General features: G+C 50.8%; 13 protein-coding genes. 8 read left to right on the plus strand and 5 right to left on the minus strand.

The window, feature by feature from the left end:
- Positions 1-24 precede the first annotated feature (24 nt).
- The 3 genes from NEV57_RS05230 (at position 25) to purU (ending at position 8,935) form a co-directional block, all read left to right on the plus strand.
- Positions 25-6,075 (plus strand): alpha-2-macroglobulin family protein, encoded by a 6,051-nt coding sequence (locus tag NEV57_RS05230; RefSeq protein ID WP_257657248.1) that lies wholly within the window; start codon positions 25-27, stop codon positions 6,073-6,075.
- A gap of 144 nt (positions 6,076-6,219) precedes the next feature.
- A complete protein-coding gene (locus tag NEV57_RS05235) occupies positions 6,220-8,088 on the plus strand; it encodes a DNA topoisomerase IV subunit B (protein WP_257657249.1) in 1,869 nt (622 codons plus the stop codon).
- A gap of 4 nt (positions 8,089-8,092) precedes the next feature.
- Positions 8,093-8,935, plus strand: a complete 843-nt coding sequence (gene purU / locus NEV57_RS05240) for a formyltetrahydrofolate deformylase (RefSeq protein ID WP_257657250.1) — start codon at positions 8,093-8,095, stop codon at positions 8,933-8,935.
- Positions 8,936-8,956: 21 nt separating this feature from the next.
- On the opposite strand, the gene NEV57_RS05245 is transcribed toward purU, so the two are convergent.
- The 4 genes from NEV57_RS05245 to NEV57_RS05260 are packed head-to-tail and all read right to left on the minus strand — an operon-like array spanning position 8,957 to position 11,735.
- Positions 8,957-9,295, minus strand: coding sequence for a cupin domain-containing protein (locus NEV57_RS05245; RefSeq protein ID WP_257657251.1), 339 nt, complete (start codon positions 9,293-9,295; stop codon positions 8,957-8,959).
- A gap of 5 nt (positions 9,296-9,300) precedes the next feature.
- Positions 9,301-10,197, minus strand: a complete 897-nt coding sequence (locus tag NEV57_RS05250; RefSeq protein WP_257657252.1) for a class I SAM-dependent methyltransferase — start codon at positions 10,195-10,197, stop codon at positions 9,301-9,303.
- Between the two features lie 31 nt (positions 10,198-10,228).
- Positions 10,229-10,981 (minus strand): ABC transporter ATP-binding protein, encoded by a 753-nt coding sequence (locus tag NEV57_RS05255; protein WP_257657253.1) that lies wholly within the window; start codon positions 10,979-10,981, stop codon positions 10,229-10,231.
- Between the two features lie 19 nt (positions 10,982-11,000).
- Positions 11,001-11,735, minus strand: coding sequence for an MlaE family ABC transporter permease (locus NEV57_RS05260; protein WP_257657254.1), 735 nt, complete (start codon positions 11,733-11,735; stop codon positions 11,001-11,003).
- A 186-nt stretch (positions 11,736-11,921) separates the two neighbouring features.
- Between NEV57_RS05260 and NEV57_RS05265 the strand changes: the two genes are divergently transcribed.
- Genes NEV57_RS05265 through ispG form a run of 5 tightly spaced genes read left to right on the plus strand, consistent with a single transcriptional unit; the run spans position 11,922 to position 16,886 of the window.
- The gene (locus tag NEV57_RS05265) at positions 11,922-12,641 is read left to right on the plus strand and encodes an SDR family oxidoreductase (RefSeq protein WP_257657255.1); all 720 of its coding nucleotides are present in this window, start codon (positions 11,922-11,924) and stop codon (positions 12,639-12,641) included.
- An 11-nt stretch (positions 12,642-12,652) separates the two neighbouring features.
- Positions 12,653-13,243 (plus strand): PspC domain-containing protein, encoded by a 591-nt coding sequence (locus tag NEV57_RS05270; RefSeq protein ID WP_257657256.1) that lies wholly within the window; start codon positions 12,653-12,655, stop codon positions 13,241-13,243.
- Complete coding sequence (locus NEV57_RS05275) at positions 13,236-14,207, plus strand: toast rack family protein (protein WP_257657257.1); 972 nt, start codon at positions 13,236-13,238, stop codon at positions 14,205-14,207. Before NEV57_RS05270 ends, NEV57_RS05275 begins: the two co-directional genes overlap by 8 nt.
- Positions 14,208-14,209: 2 nt before the next feature.
- A complete protein-coding gene (locus NEV57_RS05280; protein WP_257657258.1) occupies positions 14,210-14,827 on the plus strand; it encodes an RDD family protein in 618 nt (205 codons plus the stop codon).
- A 58-nt stretch (positions 14,828-14,885) separates the two neighbouring features.
- Positions 14,886-16,886, plus strand: a complete 2,001-nt coding sequence (ispG, locus tag NEV57_RS05285; protein WP_257657259.1) for a (E)-4-hydroxy-3-methylbut-2-enyl-diphosphate synthase — start codon at positions 14,886-14,888, stop codon at positions 16,884-16,886.
- A gap of 118 nt (positions 16,887-17,004) precedes the next feature.
- Here ispG and NEV57_RS05290 read toward each other — a convergent pair whose 3' ends face one another.
- Positions 17,005-17,517 carry a T9SS type A sorting domain-containing protein gene (locus NEV57_RS05290; protein WP_257657260.1) on the minus strand — a complete coding sequence of 171 codons (513 nt, stop codon included), beginning with the start codon at positions 17,515-17,517 and terminating at the stop codon, positions 17,005-17,007.
- Between the last annotated feature and the right edge of the window lie 147 nt (positions 17,518-17,664).

Here is a 17,664-nt window from a genome sequence, read left to right on the forward strand (position 1 = left end):
TCAGGTATCATAAAAAGAAACAGCATGATCCGCAACCTCTTTTCCGTACTGGTGATGACCATCACCATAACCTCTTTAACAATGGCCCAGCAAGAAACGGCTAATCATTCATTTGAACCGGCATGGAAACAGATTGATTCCCTGATGAATAAGGGACTTCCTCAGTCTGCCGCAAAAATTGCACAGGGTGTACTGGCCACCGCACAGGCAAAAAAAGACGGTCCCAATGCCATCAAGGCAGAGCTGTTTCTCATGAGCGTGGACAATGCGGTTCAGGAAAATGCGGAAATCAGCCATATCCAACGCATCGATTCCATTATCGGGGAAAGTACAGGAGTAGAAAAGGCGCTCTGGCAAAGCATCAATGCCGCGTACTATTGGCAATACTACCAGCGTAACCGATGGACGATCCTTGATCGTACACCAATCGTTGGCACGCCGCCCGCCGACATCGCCACCTGGGATGCGGCAACGTTCATTGCCCGGGCCAGCGAAGGCTATCTCGCCTCCATTATTGACAGGGAAACGCTCCAGGCAATACCGGTTGAACGCTATGCCCCACTGTTGTTGGAAGGCAAAAATACCCGGCACCTGCGCCCCTCGTTATATGATTTCCTGGCCTTCCGTGCCATTGAGTTCTTTCAGAATGACGAGAAAGACGTGATTAAACCGGCCTATCAATTTCAGATCGACGGCACGCTGTGGTTTGAACCGGCCGAACTCCTTGCCGAAGTTAAGGTGAATCCCGCGCATCCGGAGGCCCTACATTTCCGGGCATTGCATACGTACCAGCAGCTGCTGGCATTCCACCTTCACGATAAAAATCCGGACGCGCTGATCGATGCCGATTTACAGCGGCTGGCTTTTGTACACCAATATTCGGTACACCCGCAGAAGGACAGTCTGTATTTACAGGCACTCCGGCTGCTGGAACAGCGCTATTCCGCTGTACCGGCAGGTGCACAGGTCGCGTACCGGAAGCTTGAATTTCTATACAATAGCCGCTCAAACAGCGCCGCAGACACCCTGGACCTGCCGGCATTAAAAAAGCAGCTCGACCTGCTTATTGAACACTTTCCGGCAACAGAGGGTGCGGTGAACGCCTCACAACTCCGCTATGAATTGACCAGCCCATCCGTGGGCCTGCAAAGTGAATCGGTTATACTGCCGGACGAAAACAGCAAAGTGCTTGTAACTTACCGTAATTTAAACCGGGCATTCCTTCGGGTCTATCCGCTGCCGGCATCCCAAGATTCCCGCCAACGGGGACTAAGTGATGAAGAACAGGCCCGTCTGTTGAAAAGCAAGCCGCTCCGCACGTGGGATACGGACTTACCGGGTGCGGGCGACCTAAACGAACATCGTATAGAACTTAAAATAGCGCCGTTGCCGACAGGCAGCTACCTGTTGGTTATTTCGGCAAAGCCGGAATTCACGACCGATGAAAATGCATTGCATGCGGTCCCTTTCCAGGTATCGGATGCCAGTGTGATCTTCCAGAACACAGCGCAGGGTAACTGGCTGGTGGCGCTGCACCGGAAATCGGGCATGCCGCTGCGGGGCGCACAGGTAATCTTCTGGGGAAATAACTGGGATTCGAAGACCCGGAAATATGAATACAGCAAACTTGGCCAATCCCGTACGGATGAAGACGGCAAAGCACTCATTACCGGCTCAGGGATCAAAAGCCGGCAGATCGACCGTGTTTCGTTGGTGTACAATAACGACACGTTACAAACGGATGGCTATTTTTACGTACAGAACAACTCCGGGGATCCGGAAAAATTCCACCGGCAAACGTTCCTGTTTACAGACCGCGGCATTTATCGTCCCGGACAAACCATCTATTTCAAGGGTATCCTGGTAGCACATGACAATCAGCGCAAAAGCAATGCTGTATTAGCAGATGTGAAACGGGAAGTGACCCTCTATGATGCCAACGACCAAAAGGTAACGTCACTGGAGCTGACTACCAACGGGTATGGTTCGTTTTCGGGCAAATTTACCGCACCTGAAAGCGGGCTTACCGGACAGATGCGAATCGCCGACGAAAACGGGACCGTCTACTTTTCGGTGGAGGAATACAAACGGCCACGATTCCAGGTGGCATTTGATACGGTAAAATCGGCCATCGCGTTGAACGAGACGGTGGTCTTCACCGGGCGTGCGCAGGCATATGCCGGCAATAACATTAGCGGCGCGGAAGTAAAATACCGAGTGGTCAGACGGGCGCGGTTCCCTTATTTTTGGGCTTTCCGCCGCTGGGGACAACCCCGTTCCCCGGAAATGGAAATCACCAACGGTACCGTGGTTACACAAGCGGACGGCTCCTTTGAAATTTCATTTACCGCCATTCCCGACAAACAGATAGACCCGGAAACCTTACCGGTATTTACCTACTCGGTTTATGCTGACGTGACGGATATCAACGGGGAAACACAAAGCGGGAACCAGGATGTCAATGCCGGTTATCGGTCGTTGCAGATCCAGGCCAATGTGGCCGAGCAGCTTGATGTCCGAAAGGCACATCAGCTGACCGTGCAAACACAGAACCTCAATCAGGTACCCGTGCCAACCGAGGTATCCATTTCAATTGTTCCGCTTCGTTTCCCGGGCAAACTGTACCGGGAACGCCGATGGGAAAAGCCCGATCAGCACTTATTATCTGAATCGGAGTTCCGCAGCACCTTTCCGGACGACGAATATGGTAATGAGGCCGATTATACTTATTGGCCAGCAGAAGCATCCATCTATCACGCAACGCTGAATACCGCCCAGCAGACCGTCCTGGAATTACCTGCTTCCCTATGGAAAAACGAAGGATGGCATGTGATTGAGTTGCAGGCGACGGATAGCCGGGGCGGTACCGTTACCGAAAAGAAATATATTTATGCCAGCGATCCCATTGCTTCGGCAAAGGCACAATCCGCATTTTCGGTGAACCTGCAGGAGAACGCATTACGTCCGGGCGATACGCTATCCATCGCCGTGAAGACAGGCTTCGACAGCACTTATGTATTAGAAAGCAATACGGATGTCAGCCCGGAATTCACGGCATTTTCCGAATTCCGGCAGATCAGCCGTCCGGTTACCGAGCGCGACCGCGGCGGATTGGGCTATCGCTGGATTTATGTGCATAACAACCGCGTGTATACCGCCGAACAGCAGATCGATGTCCCCTGGTCAAATCGCGACCTTCGGCTGGAGTGGGCGACCCACCGAGATAAACTGCTGCCCAGCGCACAGGAAGAGTGGCGGCTCACGATCACCGGCGATAAAAAAGATATTGTTGCCGCTGAAGTGGTGGCAGGTTTGTATGATGCGTCGCTGGATGCCCTGAAACCGCACAGCTGGTCATGGGATAAGCTTTCACCAAACCGTTACCTCAACGGTTATTGGAATGTACAGGGATTTGATGTGAATTATGGTTCCTTATGGCTGAATAACCTGAATGGCAACCGTCCGGAAAGTTATGACAAACGCTACGATCGGCTGTTCAGCTATGCATCGGTCTTATATGGCAGAAACTTACGGTTACGGGGTGCCACCCGTATGGCCACGCCCGAGGCAGTCCCGGTGATGGAAGAACAAAGCCTTGCCGAAGGAATTGCGGGAAAAGCCAGCGGCATACAGGCATCAGCGGATGCCGTCACTGCCGGTTACGGTGAAGCCGATGACAGTGTTGCCAACCAGGTCGGCGCACCGCCGGTGGAAGCTGCGGAGACTACCGTACCCGCACGCACCAACTTACAGGAAACTGCTTTTTTCCTTCCGGAATTAACGACGGATGCCGAGGGCAACGTATCCATTAAATTTACCATGCCCGAGGCCCTGACCGAATGGAAACTCATGGCGCTGGCCCATACAACCGACTGGAAAACCGGTTACCTGGAGGGCACGGTAAAAACCCAGAAAGACCTTATGGTAATGCCTAACCTGCCCCGTTTTCTCCGTCAGGGCGACCGGGTCCGGATCAGTGCCCGCATCAGCAACATCAGTGCAGCGGCATTGGACGGCGTTGCCGAACTGACGCTGCTGGATGCGACAACCCTGGAGCCGGTACAGGGCTTCGGTCAGGGGGTTATCCAGCAGGACTTTACCATTGCCGCCAGTCAAAGCACGGCGGTGGATTGGATGCTGGATGTTCCCAGCGACTATTATACGCCGGTAGTCGTACGCATTACCGCCCGGGCAGGTAACTTCACGGATGGCGAGGAAAACACCCTGCCTGTCATCACCAACCGCATGCTCGTAACGGAGACCTTGCCGTTACCGGTCCGCGGCAATGAAAACCGGACCTTCACCCTGCCCAAGCTACTGGAGGGCGAAAGCAGCACGTTAACGCATCATGCGCTTACGGTAGAATTCACCGGTAATCCGGCATGGTATGCAGTACAGGCACTCCCCTATTTAATGGAGTACCCTTATGAGTGTGCCGAACAGGTATTCAGCCGATTCTATGCCAATGCACTGGCTGCGCATATCGTAGCCCAGGCACCTCGCGTAAAGGCCATTTTTGATCAATGGAAATCGAGCGACACGACGGTTTTGCTCTCCAACCTGGAAAAAAACCAGGAATTAAAAACCGCGCTGCTGGAAGAAACGCCCTGGGTAATGGAAGCCAAGAATGAAAGTGAACAGAAACGCCGCATAGCGTTGCTTTTCGATAGCCATAAACTTGCCCGCGGCTTGCAGCAGAACCTGGCGAAACTGGCCGAAATGCAGCTTGCCGACGGCAGCTTCCCCTGGTTCATGGGAATGATGAGCAACCGGTACATCACCCAGTACATCGCGACCGGAATTGCCCGCCTGCAAAAACTGGGTGTAGCCGGCGCAAACAGCGAAACGGCAAACGAGATCCTTGCCCAGGCAGTTGGTTACCTGGACAGGCAAATCAACACCGATTATAAACGGTTGATAACGGATAAGGCCGACCTTAAAAAACAGCATATTGGCAATACGCAGGTCCAATACCTTTACCTGCGCAGCCTCACCGGCAACCTGCCAATATCAGACGAATATCAGACCGCATACCGCTATTACCTTACCCAGGCAGGCACTTATTGGCCGCAGTTTAACCCTTACCTCAAGGGCCAACTGGCACTGGCGCTTTACCGCGCCGGCAACGGAAATACGGCTGTTGAACTGGTTAAATCGCTTCGCGAGACCGCTATCCAGCAGGAAGAGATGGGCATGTACTGGAAGGCTATGCCGCACGGATATTGGTGGTATGAAGCACCCATTGAGGCGCAGGCGCTGCTCATTGAAACGTTCTCGGAAATAACGGGCGACACCAAAACGGTAGATGATCTGAAAGTATGGCTGCTTAAACAAAAGCAAACACAGCATTGGAAAACAACGAAAGCAACGGCGGATGCCATCTATGCCCTCTTGCTCAAGGGAAGCGACTGGCTGGTAAACGAGCCCGCTGTCACGATCCAGGTAGGCCCGGAAACTGTCCGGTCTAATGAACTGTCAACGGAAGCCGGAACGGGTTACTTCAAAAAACGCTTTGACGGCAGTGCCGTTACTCCGGCGATGGGCAACATTTCCGTAAATGTGGAAAAAGCAGTTAACGAAGGGGTGGCCTGGGGAGCGGTATATTGGCAATATTTTGAAGACCTGGATAAGATTTCCCACGCGGAAACTCCGCTCAGCCTGCAAAAGCAACTGTACATTGAGCGGAATACCGACCGTGGACCGGTGCTGGAGGAGATTACCGCCACGAATCCATTGAAAGTCGGCGATAAGGTACGTGTGCGGATTGAACTTCGAGTGGACCGCGACATGGAATTTGTGCACCTGAAGGATATGCGTGCCGCGTGTTTCGAACCGATTAATGTGCTGAGCGGATACCGCTACCAGGGCGGTCTCGGTTATTACGAAAGCACGCGGGACGCAGCCACCAACTTCTTCTTCGATTACCTTCGGAATGGAACCTATGTATTTGAATATCAGGTATTTGTATCACAGGCGGGTGACTTCTCCAATGGCATCAGCACAATCCAGTGTATGTATGCGCCGGAATTTAGCAGCCACAGCGCGGGCATCCGGGTGACGGTAGCGGGCGATTAACGTCCTGTTAAGGTTATTGCTGGTCTGTAACGGGTACGGGGAGCGGGCAGAATAAGTAAAAATTGCGTATAATTGCGTGGCAATTGGCAGCCAACGGCTAACCACTGACAGCCGGCAAGTTAGAGCCAACAACGAATAATCAGCATGACAGCATATAACGAAGATAGTATACGTTCACTGGACTGGAAAGAGCATATCCGGCTGCGGCCGGGTATGTATATCGGTAAGCTGGGGGACGGTTCGGCCTATGATGACGGGATCTATGTGTTGCTTAAAGAGGTAGTGGATAATTCCATCGACGAATTTGTGATGGGTGCCGGGAAAACCATTGATATTACGGTAAACGAACACAAGGTTACCGTACGCGATTACGGACGCGGCATACCCATTGGGTCGGTAGTGGATGTGGTTTCCAAGATTAATACCGGAGGTAAATACGACAGTAAGGCATTCCAGAAGTCCGTCGGTCTGAATGGTGTGGGAACCAAAGCGGTAAACGCGCTTTCCAGCTCATTTACCGTGCAGTCTTACCGTCAGGGCAAGACCCGGATCGCTGAATTCAGCAAGGGTGAGCTCCAGCGCGACGAAGAGAAAGAAACCACCCAGCGCAACGGTACTGCGGTGACGTTCTATCCGGATGACAGCATTTTCAGAAATTACCACTACCGCACCGAATTCGTGGAAAACATGATCTGGAATTATGTGTTTCTGAACTCGGGACTGACTGTTAATTTCAATGGGCAGAAGTTCATATCCGAAAACGGGCTGCGGGACCTGCTCGAACGCAACATCGATGCCGAATCGATGCGTTACCCCATCATTCACCTCCGTGGCGAAGATATTGAAATTGCCATTACCCATGGGCAGCAATACGGGGAGGAATATTATTCGTTCGTCAACGGCCAGCATACCACCCAGGGGGGTACCCACCAGGCGGCATTCCGCGAAGCAGTGGTTAAAACCGTGCGCGAATTCTATAAAAAGGATTTTGATGCATCTGACATCCGGGCTTCCATTATCGGTGCCATCGCCATTAAGGTGCAGGAACCGGTATTCGAATCGCAGACCAAAACGAAACTTGGGTCGCAGAACGTCGGCCCGGAGGGTCCAACCGTGCGCACGTTCATCAACGATTTTGTAAAAAAGGCGCTGGACGATTACCTTCATAAGCATGGTAGTACTGCCGATGCCCTATTGAAGCGGATTATGCAATCCGAACGCGAACGAAAGGACATTGCCGGCATTAAAAAACTGGCCAACGAGCGGGCAAAAAAAGCATCCCTGCATAACCGGAAACTGCGCGACTGCAAAGTCCACTACGGTGATAAGCATGAGCGGGTACAGGAGACTACGCTGTTCATCACCGAAGGGGATTCCGCGAGCGGATCCATCACGAAATCGCGCGATGTACAAACACAGGCGGTGTTCAGCTTAAAGGGCAAGCCACTCAATGCGTTTGGCCTGACGAAAAAAGTCGTTTATGAAAACGAAGAGTTCAACTTGTTGCAGCACGCTCTTAACATTGAAGATGGTTTGGATGGCCTGCGTTACAATAACATTGTAATTGCAACGGATGCCGATGTAGACGGCATGCATATCCGCTTGCTGCTGATGACATTTTTCCTGCAATTTTTTCCCGACATCGTGAAAGCGGGGCATGTTTCGATCTTGCAGACACCGCTATTCCGTGTACGGAATAAGAAAGAAACTATTTATTGCTACAGTGATGAGGAAAGGCAGCGCGCTATTCTGAAATTAGGCGGCAAGCCGGAAATCACCCGCTTTAAGGGGTTGGGAGAAATTTCCCCCGAAGAATTCGGCCTTTTTATTGGAAAGGATATGCGGCTGGACCCGGTTATTCTGTTAAAAGAAAACAAGATTATGCAGCTGCTGGAGTATTATATGGGTAAAAATACACCCGATCGGCAGAAACACATTGTCAACAACCTGCGGGTTGAGGTCGATATCGCCGAAGAACAACATCCGAAGAATACTGAAGAATTGGTAGCCTGACATCATGATAAACCAAACCCTGATTCTCATCCAATGCCGTGATGCCGTCGGCTTGGTTGGCCTGATTGCAAATACGGTAGCCGCACATCACCTGAATATCGTAACCATGCGTGAATATGTCGATGAGGCGGCCAATCGATTTTATGTACGCATTGTCTGTGCGGGTGAAACCACCGAACCCGGACGGCTCATTGAAGAACTGACGCAACGGCTTCCGGCAGGAGCTACCGTAAAGCTGAACCCGCCACAGCAAAAACGCTTTGCCATTTTGGTGACCAAAGAACACCACTGCCTCGGCGACATTATTGTGCGGCATTTTTTCAATACGCTGGGTGCGGAAGTATGCTGCGTGGTGGGCAATTACGACGATTTAAGTGCATTCACGGCACGGTTTGATATTCCTTTCCATCACGTTAGCCATGAGGGAAAATCACGGGAGGAATTCGAGGAACAGGTTGCAGCCGTACTCCAACCTTATCAGCCGGACTACCTCGTGCTGGCTAAATTCATGCGAATCCTTTCACCCGACTTTGTAGCGCGATATCCCGGCAGGGTCATCAACATCCATCATTCTTTCCTTCCGGCATTCATCGGGGCTAATCCGTACAAGCAAGCCCACGTACGTGGCGTCAAATTAATCGGTGCTACCGCACACTTCGTAACCAATGATCTTGATGAAGGACCTATCATTGCGCAGGATATCCGTACCATTAATCACAGTTATACGGTAAAAGACATGGTCCGTGCGGGGAAGGAAGTGGAAAAATCCGTGTTGAGCAAAGCGCTTGCACTGGTAATTGAGGACCGCGTAATCATTACCGGCAATAAGACCGTTGTTTTCGAATAGCGCTCACCGTTTATCGGGATGCTATGGAAGAAAATCTTCGCGCATCGGACTAAAAATATCAATCAGTACTCCGGCGGCTATGCACCGGCAACCGTGCACGGCATTTGGTGGCACATAGCAACTATCCCCGCTTTGGATGGTGTAGGTACGTTCGTCGACGGTGTACTCAAATACACCGCTCGCCACATAAGTTACCTGGGTATGCGGGTGCTGGTGTGTAGTCCCGATTGCATGTAATTCAAACTGGACTTTGACGACCATTACATCCGCATTGTACGACATGACCTTCCGCCGGACACCCTCGCCGAGGTCCTCCCATGGGTGTTTACTGTCTTCAAAAAGCAGCTGATCTGGTTCCATGGTGGTTAACGGGTTTTACGGAATTTACCGAAGACGCCCAGTGGCAATTTATTGCCGGCGGTGGCCTGTAGATACAGCTCGCCGGTTTCCAGCTGCGTTACGGAGGGAATAGCGGCGCGGATGAGGTTTTCCACGATAACCGAAGAGAAGCCCAACGAATACGTGTTCAGGATCAAGAAGTGTTCCTGCGGATCCAGTAACTGGACCACGTCACGCATCATTTCAGCAATGTGATCTTCCAGTTTCCATTTCTCACCTTTCGGACCGTGGCCGTAGGCCGGGGGGTCCAGGATAATTCCGTGATAGGTGTTCCCCCTTTTTAACTCGCGTTTCACGAACTTCAGCGCATCCTCAACCACCCACCGGATATCCGACAGGCCCGATAGTTCCTGGTTTTCGTTCGCCCAGGTGACCACCTGTTTGATGGAGTCGACATGCGTCGTATCAGCGCCCGCGGCACGCGCAGCCAGTGATGCGCCGCCTGTGTAGGCAAAGAGGTTCAATACTTTGGGTTTGGGTGCCTGAAATAACCGGATGGTATCGGCAATGTAATCCCAATTGACAGCCTGCTCCGGAAATACCCCAACGTGTTTGAACGACGTCAGGCCCAGCCGAAGTTTAATGGAGATTGCCTTGGTTCGATAGGTAATGTGCCAGCGGTCAGTCAATTGCGGACGCTTCTTCAACCACTCGCCCGTTGTGGCAGACCGTCCCCGGAAGCGGATATCATGGCGTTGCTGCCATACCGAATCGGAAAGTGCTTTTGGCCATACGGCCTGCGGTTCGGGGCGGATCAGCACCACGTTGCCGAAACGCTCGAGCTTCTCAAAATCGCCGCAGTCGATGAGTTCATAGTCTTCCCAATGCTGGGGAGTGAGAAGTTGGATACTGTTTGCTGCCAAAGTAATCGTTTTTTCCGCCAAAGATAAAAAATTAAAACCGCTCTCTGGCTGCCTTCATAAATGGACTGGCAAAGACAAAGTCATTCAGTTCCTTCACATCGGTATGGGCAATTTCCTTATTGGAACCTTCCCACCATTTCTTCCCTTTATACAGATACAGGATATAGTCGCCGATGCCCATTACTGAATTCATGTCGTGGGTAACGACCACAGTCGTACAATTGTACTCCGCCGTTAGGTCGGAGATCAATTCATCTATTAAAATCGCCGTTTCGGGATCAAGGCCCGAGTTGGGCTCATCGACAAACAGGTACTTCGGACTCATGCTGATTGCCCTGGCAATGCCCACACGTTTTTTCATACCGCCCGAAAGTTCAGCCGGGTACAGCTTGTTTCGGCCGGCCAGGTTTACCCGTTCCAGACAAAAGTTGGCGCGGTCAAGTTTCTCGCTCTTGCTCATTTCAGTGAACATCTCCAGAGGGAAAATAATATTCTGCTCCACCGTCATGGAATCGAACAGTGCCGAATTCTGAAACAGCATACCGATTTCTTTACGGATCGGGATCCGGCTCTCAAAATCCATGCGCGTAAAGTCCTGATTATCGTATAATACCTTTCCCTGTTCGGGTGTATGCAGGCCCACCATGCATTTCAGCAATGTACTCTTGCCCGAACCGGACCCTCCAATAATCAGGCTGATTTTACCGGGTTCAAACGTGGCGTCAATACCGTTCAGCACCTGGTTATCGCCAAACGATTTATGTATATGCTGTACTTCAATCATGTATGTGAATCTGCTAAAGCTAAAGCATTAATGCGGTTACGATATAATCGGCTGCCAAAATACTGATACAGCTGATGACTACACCCCGGGTACTGGCCTGTCCGACTTCCAGCGCCCCGCCCCGCACATAAAAGCCCTTAAACGCCGAAACGGAAGTGATGATAAAACCAAACACAAATGCCTTCACCAAGGCAACAGCAACCGTATATCCTTTGAACCCGTCGGTAATTCCATTGATGTAATCCACGGGGGTAACGGCACCTGAGAATGCACCCCCCATTAATCCGCCAACCAACGCCAGAAAAATAGACATAATAACCAACATCGGAATCATGGTGATGCCGGCGAGTATCTTCGGAAGGATCAAATAGCCCGGCGCATTGATGCCCATAATTTCAAGCGCGTCAATCTGCTCGGTTACCCGCATCGATCCGATCTGGGAAGAGATGGACGAACCTACCTTTCCGGCCAGCACCAACGCCGTGATGGTGGGGCTCAGCTCCAGGATACTGGAATCGCGGTTAATCTGGCCAATGACCGATGACGGGATGAGATCGGAAACCAGCTGAAAGGCAATTTGCATGGTCATTACCGCACCGACAAACGTCGAAATAATCGCGATAAGGCCAAGAGAACCCACCCCAATTTCATTCATCTCATGGATGATTTCCTTCCAGTAAATCCGCCATTTTTCAGGCCGTCTGAATACTGATTTCAATAAAAGCAGGTATCTGCCGAAATAGGTAAAAAACATAAATCTGCCTGAATAGTCCGCTAAATATACGTGTTTTGAAATTATGCCGGAACAATAAATGCCCAAAGCGGTTGCATTGCCTGCACAGGCAAAACGAAACGGCGTATATTTTGTTTGTTATTCTTGATAAATAAAACTTAGTATTTTTGGCAAAACCGGCAAATTGAACAATAAAATCCAGATCGTATGACGCCCCTATCCAATAAAACCGCACTCATTACCGGAGCAACCAAAGGAATGGGTGCCGCTATTGCGGAAAAGCTAGCCCAAAACGGGTACAATCTTTTGCTGTGCGCCCGTGATACGCACGCATTAAACCGCGTTAAACATCAGCTGGAACAGACCTACCCGGCAATTTATGTAACGACCTACCCTGTTGATTTCTCGCAGAAGCAGCAGGTGCACGACCTGGCAGAACAGGCCACCGCGCAAAAGGATGCCATAGACATTCTTGTCAATAATGTGGGTATCTACCGGCCGGTATCCGTGCTGGACGAAACCGCAGAAGACTATGAAGCACAAATGCAGGTTAATTATTATACAACCTACCACCTTTGCCAGGCAATCGGCCGTGTCATGCGTAAAAATCGCAGCGGCCATATCTTCAATATCAGTTCCATTGCAAGCCGGTCGCCTGTAGCGACAGCGGGAACGTACACTGTAACAAAGTATGCGATACGTGGTCTAACCCAGGTATTGCGGGACGAATTACGGCCTTACGGTGTGCGAGTTACGGAAATCGTCCCCGGTTCTACTCTGACGTCATCATGGGAAGGGACAACAATACCGGCTGACCGTTTTGTATTACCGGAAGACATTGCTCAGGCTATTTTGACCTGTCTTCGGGTAAGTGAGGGTGCTAATGTGGATGAATTGGTCGTAACACCGAGGTATGGTAACATATAATTTGAAAAGATATGGAAAAGAAACTTCAGCGAATCCCGCACGAAGGAGCGATCGCGGGGATTTGTGCCGGCTTAGGGGAATACTTTAACATTGATAAAACCTGGGTCCGGATTGTATTTATACTCAGCGTCTTTTTTGCCGGGTATGGTATTGGCCTCCTTGGCCCCATAGTCTATGTGGTATTGTGGATTGTATTGCCGGTAAAGGCAGCATTTCTGTCCAGGGATCCCTTCGATGTCGACTACCGCGCGCCGGGATTCCAATCCCGGGAAGCCCCTGCATATGAAGCAGCAAATGCCACCGGCCGGCAAACCAAAAAATCAAAAGACCGATATGTTGCGGGAATCATCCTATTGATGGTGGGAACCTTTTTCCTGCTGCATCAGCTCAATGTATTTTATTGGCATGATTTCGCCCGCTTTTGGCCGGTGGCGATCATCATTCTCGGAATAGCGTTGCTCGTTGGAGCGTTCAATACGAACCAGCGCACCGCGCCATTGCAACATGAGGATGAATATGCAGCTACCGCTCCATCCGAACCGGATGAAAAGGGTGCACCTCAGGCGGACAATGACACACTAAATCATCGCGATCATGAATAAGGAAAAATTTGGCTGGGGGCTCGTCCTGCTGTTTGTGGGCGGTATCCTGTTACTTGATAATTTATCGATTATTGACTTTTACTGGCGCTCGGTGCTCCATATGTGGCCCGTTATCTTAATTGTCGTAGGCGTGAACCTGCTGGTACCAAAACGTGGTGCAGGCTCGTTAATCTCCATTGTCGTAACCGTCGTTGCCTTGGCTTTTTTAGCGTATCGGGGTACCATCCCTCCCAATGGCCGGCAGTGGTTCAGTGAAGAACGCCGGGGTTGGGATTCCGAACGCAGGGAACGTAATGAAAGGCGCAGGGAACGGAACGAGGGGCGCAGGGAGCGGTCGAGCGGAACGTTTACCCACGATTATGACAGCGCCATTACGGAGGCGCACCTCGACATCCGCGGCGGGGCGGTAGCTTATGAAATTACCGGCCATACCGAGCGTCTTTTCAATGCTGAAGCAACGAATACTTTCGGTGCACATCACCTGGAAACCACCACTACCGGCAATGTCGCCCGGCTGCTATTCAGCATGAAAAACGATGGTGATGGCCGTTGGGATTTGGATGCAGATGATAACCAGGCCCAGATTAGCCTCAATACCCGTCCGGAATGGCATATCAATCTGGAGATGGGTGCCGGCAGTGCGGAATTCGACCTCACTGAATATAAGGTTGCCAGTCTTCGTTTCAAGGGTGGTGCCGCATCATTTGAAGCCCGACTGGGTATGCCTCTAGCGGAAACGGTCATCAGCGCGGAGTCGGGTGTAGCGGATATCGAAGTGGAAATACCCCGCGCTGCGGCTTGCCGGATTGTTATTGACTCCGGGCTTTCGTCCAAGGATTTTCCTGGATTTACGAAACAAAACGACGGATCATATACCACGGAAAATTATACCGGAACAGCGAATCATTTTATTATCAACCTCAAAGGCGGGCTAAGTTCTTTTTCGGTGCAACGTTATGACTAAGCGTGGAAATACAGCATGATCAATATGAAGTTGTTCTTGCGGGAAAGCCGGCGGGACCCTTCACGTTGGATGAACTGCGCGATATGTCGCTCCATCCAACGGATTTCGTAAAACCTATCGGTCAGCCGGAGTTTAAAGAATTACGGGAATGGCCCGAGCTGAGCAGGCTCTTGCATGTTGAGCATCAGCTCACGCCGCCCCAATATTTCGCTACGCTGGATGTACGCTTATTGAGTACAGCTATCGATTACTTTATCGCATTTTGTTGTTACGCCATCCTGGCAGCCATTTATCTGGCTGGCGTAGCAAATAGCCGGGAGCATATTCCCACGCTTCTTGCCGGCCTAATATTGGTCCCGATCATCAAATTTGTCTTTTGCGTGATTGCCGAAGGTTCAAAAAGACAGGCTTCAGTCGGAAAGATGCTTGTTGGGATTAAAGTTACCGATCAACAGGGCAAACCGATCGGCTATGGACGTGCACTGCTGCGTAATGTGGCTAAGCTGGTGGGGGTCGCTACGCTGGGCATTGGCTTTTTTGCTGGTTTCTTCGACCGGAAACAGCGCTGTTGGCACGACAGGATTGCGGACACGCTGGTAATTAAAGATCGGCTTCTCTGATTTCTCCCGTGGCCGTCTGTGTATGCTTTTCGCTTTTTATCGCTAACTTTGCGTTATTATGGATACCAAAATCGGAAACTCCCTACCTGGCGGTTACTGCAATTCACTGACGGCATATTCGAGGTGGCATACCCGTGAAGTTTCCATTGGCGACGTACCCATGGGGGGGACTCATCCGATCCGTATCCAGAGCATGACTACCGTAGATACCATGGATACCCAGGGCTCGGTAGAACAGACCATCCGGATGGTGGAAGCGGGTTGCGAATACGTGCGTATTACCGCGCCCAGTATCAAGGAAGCGAACAACCTCGCCGAAATTAAAAAAGCACTCCGCAAACGGGGATACACGGTTCCGCTTGTTGCGGACATCCATTTTACACCAAATGCCGCAGAGGTGGCCGCACGTATTGTGGAGAAGGTGCGTATCAACCCGGGAAACTATGCCGATAAGAAAAAATTTGATCAGCTAAATTACACCGAAGCGGCGTACCGTGCCGAGTTGGACCGTATCTACACAAAATTTGCCCCACTGGTAAAAATCTGCAAAACATACGGTACTGCCATGCGCATCGGCACCAACCATGGTTCACTGTCCGACAGGATCATGAGCCACTATGGCGATACGCCGGAGGGCATGGTGGAGTCTGCGATGGAATTTATCCGGATCTGCGAAGATTTAAACTATTACAACCTGGTCATCTCCATGAAGTCCAGCAACCCACAGGTTATGGTACAGGCGTACCGGCAGCTGGTTGAAAAAATGGTGGCGGAGGGGATGAACTACCCGCTGCATCTGGGGGTAACGGAAGCCGGCGATGGCGACGACGGCCGTATCAAATCGGCCGTGGGTATAGGGACATTACTGGAAGACGGCCTTGGTGATACCGTCCGCGTTTCCCTGACTGAAGAACCCGAACTGGAGGCGCCGGTAGCTATTGCATTGATAAACCGTTACACCAACCGGCAGGCAAAAGCAGAACCGGTAGAAACGGCACGTAATACATCATATCCCGAGGACCTCACCCCATCGCCTTACCGCACAGAAGAAGTCAATGCTTTTATTGGCGGATCATTGGTACCGCGTGTCGTTGTCGACATCTCCCGAAGTAACCTGAAAGATCCCCAGGTGCTCTCCGATGCGGGTTACCGATATGACATCCTGTTAGACAAGTATCACATGGGTGAGCAGTCGGTCGATTTTGTATACCTGGCAGATGAGTTACCCTCATTTACCATGCCCGGGAACCTCAAGCAACTATATAATTATAAGACATGGCAGGGCATCAGGGACAAGGCGAACATTCATCCCGTATATCAACTGGGCGAGTTTGTAACGGCTACGGAAAAAGACAGCTATCTTAATCTGGTTCGTATCCGCCGCGCCGACCTGTATACGCCGATCTTCGAATCCCTCCCACTGGATAAGACACTTGTTTTCATTGTGGAAACTGATGAACTTCACGGGATGGCCGACCAGCGGCTATTCTTTTCAGCCATCCGTACACTCGGCCTTACTAATCCGGTAATCATCCGGCGGTATTATGCCCCTGAAACTTTTTCCGGACCGGCAGGTGATTTTATGAGTCCCGAAGAGCCTGTCTCTAAATTACAGCTTTACGCAGCTACCGATATGGGAGCGCTGTTGGTGGATGGGATGGGTAATGGCGTATGGATCGATTCGCCGGCTACGCCGCTCAATAAACTGGTAGCAACTTCATTCGGGATCTTGCAGGCAACCCGGTCACGCATTTCCAAAACCGAATATATTTCCTGCCCAAGCTGCGGACGTACATTATTTGACCTTCAGGAAACTACACAGATGATCCGCAGCCGGACCAATCACCTGAAGGGACTTAAAATCGGGATTATGGGATGTATCGTTAACGGACCGGGGGAAATGGCCGATGCGGATTATGGATATGTTGGCGCAGGTCCTGGAAAGATCACGCTGTATCGTGGAAAGGAAGTGGTTAAACGCAATGTGCAGTCGGCCGATGCACTGGACGAGCTCATCGAAATTATCCGCGGAGACGGCCGCTGGATAGACCCCGAATAATCCCATAGGAACCATTCCGGAACCGAACAATAAAATAAGAGATAGCTGTAGGGGTTAAGATCTTCGTCCCGCACGAAGGTGCGATGGAAAGGATTGTACTAAAAACGTAAATGGAAGGTTACAATACGGAAATCCGCTTTATCACGGTTTCGGTACCTGCAGAAACCCGGATAAAATAGAACCCGTTAGTGAGTTTGTCGTTGGTTTCAAACGCGTGGTGCTGGTTTCCTGCATCCAGCTGCTGGTCAAGCAATGTCATTACCTCATTCCCCAATGCATCCATCACCTTAATGGAAACGGCCTGCTGTTTACTGAGCCTGAATGAAAGGTTAATCTGATCGACCACCGGATTTGGGAATACTTTTACGTTACTCAGCAATTTATCGTCCATGGAGGCATTGCCCATCCGGAATGGGAAAAATCCTTTTAGGGCACCGAAAAAGGAACGCTGCCTGCTTTCCATATCCTCACTCTGAAATGGCCGTAATGATTCAGGGGCCTCTCCCTTTCTCATCAGGCTGCTATCTGCTGCTGTAGGAGCCGCCGGCATCAGTGCAGCGTCCACACTTCCAATCAGCGTGGCTGCACCTACCATTAGCATGACAAAAATGTCTCGTAAAAACTTCCTCATACAGTAATTAGCAATGACGACTAAGGTTATCCGTTGGTGTAAACCCACACCCTTCATGACAAATGTAGAATAAAAATGATATATTACCTAAGTAACGTTAAAAAAAGTCTTTTTTTTAACAATTTTTAACAGGCTTTTACGTTGGCG

It is taken from the genome of Parapedobacter lycopersici (assembly GCF_024643285.1).
Lineage (GTDB): Bacteria > Bacteroidota > Bacteroidia > Sphingobacteriales > Sphingobacteriaceae > Parapedobacter > Parapedobacter lycopersici.

Coding starts and splice junctions, on each gene's coding strand:
- NEV57_RS05230 (WP_257657248.1), top strand. CDS start 25: ATGATCCGCAACCTCTTTTCCGTACTGGTGATGACCATCACCATAACC.
- NEV57_RS05235 (WP_257657249.1), top strand. CDS start 6,220: ATGACAGCATATAACGAAGATAGTATACGTTCACTGGACTGGAAAGAG.
- purU (WP_257657250.1), top strand. CDS start 8,093: ATGATAAACCAAACCCTGATTCTCATCCAATGCCGTGATGCCGTCGGC.
- NEV57_RS05245 (WP_257657251.1), bottom strand. CDS start 9,295: ATGGAACCAGATCAGCTGCTTTTTGAAGACAGTAAACACCCATGGGAG.
- NEV57_RS05255 (WP_257657253.1), bottom strand. CDS start 10,981: ATGATTGAAGTACAGCATATACATAAATCGTTTGGCGATAACCAGGTG.
- NEV57_RS05260 (WP_257657254.1), bottom strand. CDS start 11,735: ATGTTTTTTACCTATTTCGGCAGATACCTGCTTTTATTGAAATCAGTA.
- NEV57_RS05265 (WP_257657255.1), top strand. CDS start 11,922: ATGACGCCCCTATCCAATAAAACCGCACTCATTACCGGAGCAACCAAA.
- NEV57_RS05270 (WP_257657256.1), top strand. CDS start 12,653: ATGGAAAAGAAACTTCAGCGAATCCCGCACGAAGGAGCGATCGCGGGG.
- NEV57_RS05275 (WP_257657257.1), top strand. CDS start 13,236: ATGAATAAGGAAAAATTTGGCTGGGGGCTCGTCCTGCTGTTTGTGGGC.
- ispG (WP_257657259.1), top strand. CDS start 14,886: ATGGATACCAAAATCGGAAACTCCCTACCTGGCGGTTACTGCAATTCA.
- NEV57_RS05290 (WP_257657260.1), bottom strand. CDS start 17,517: ATGAGGAAGTTTTTACGAGACATTTTTGTCATGCTAATGGTAGGTGCA.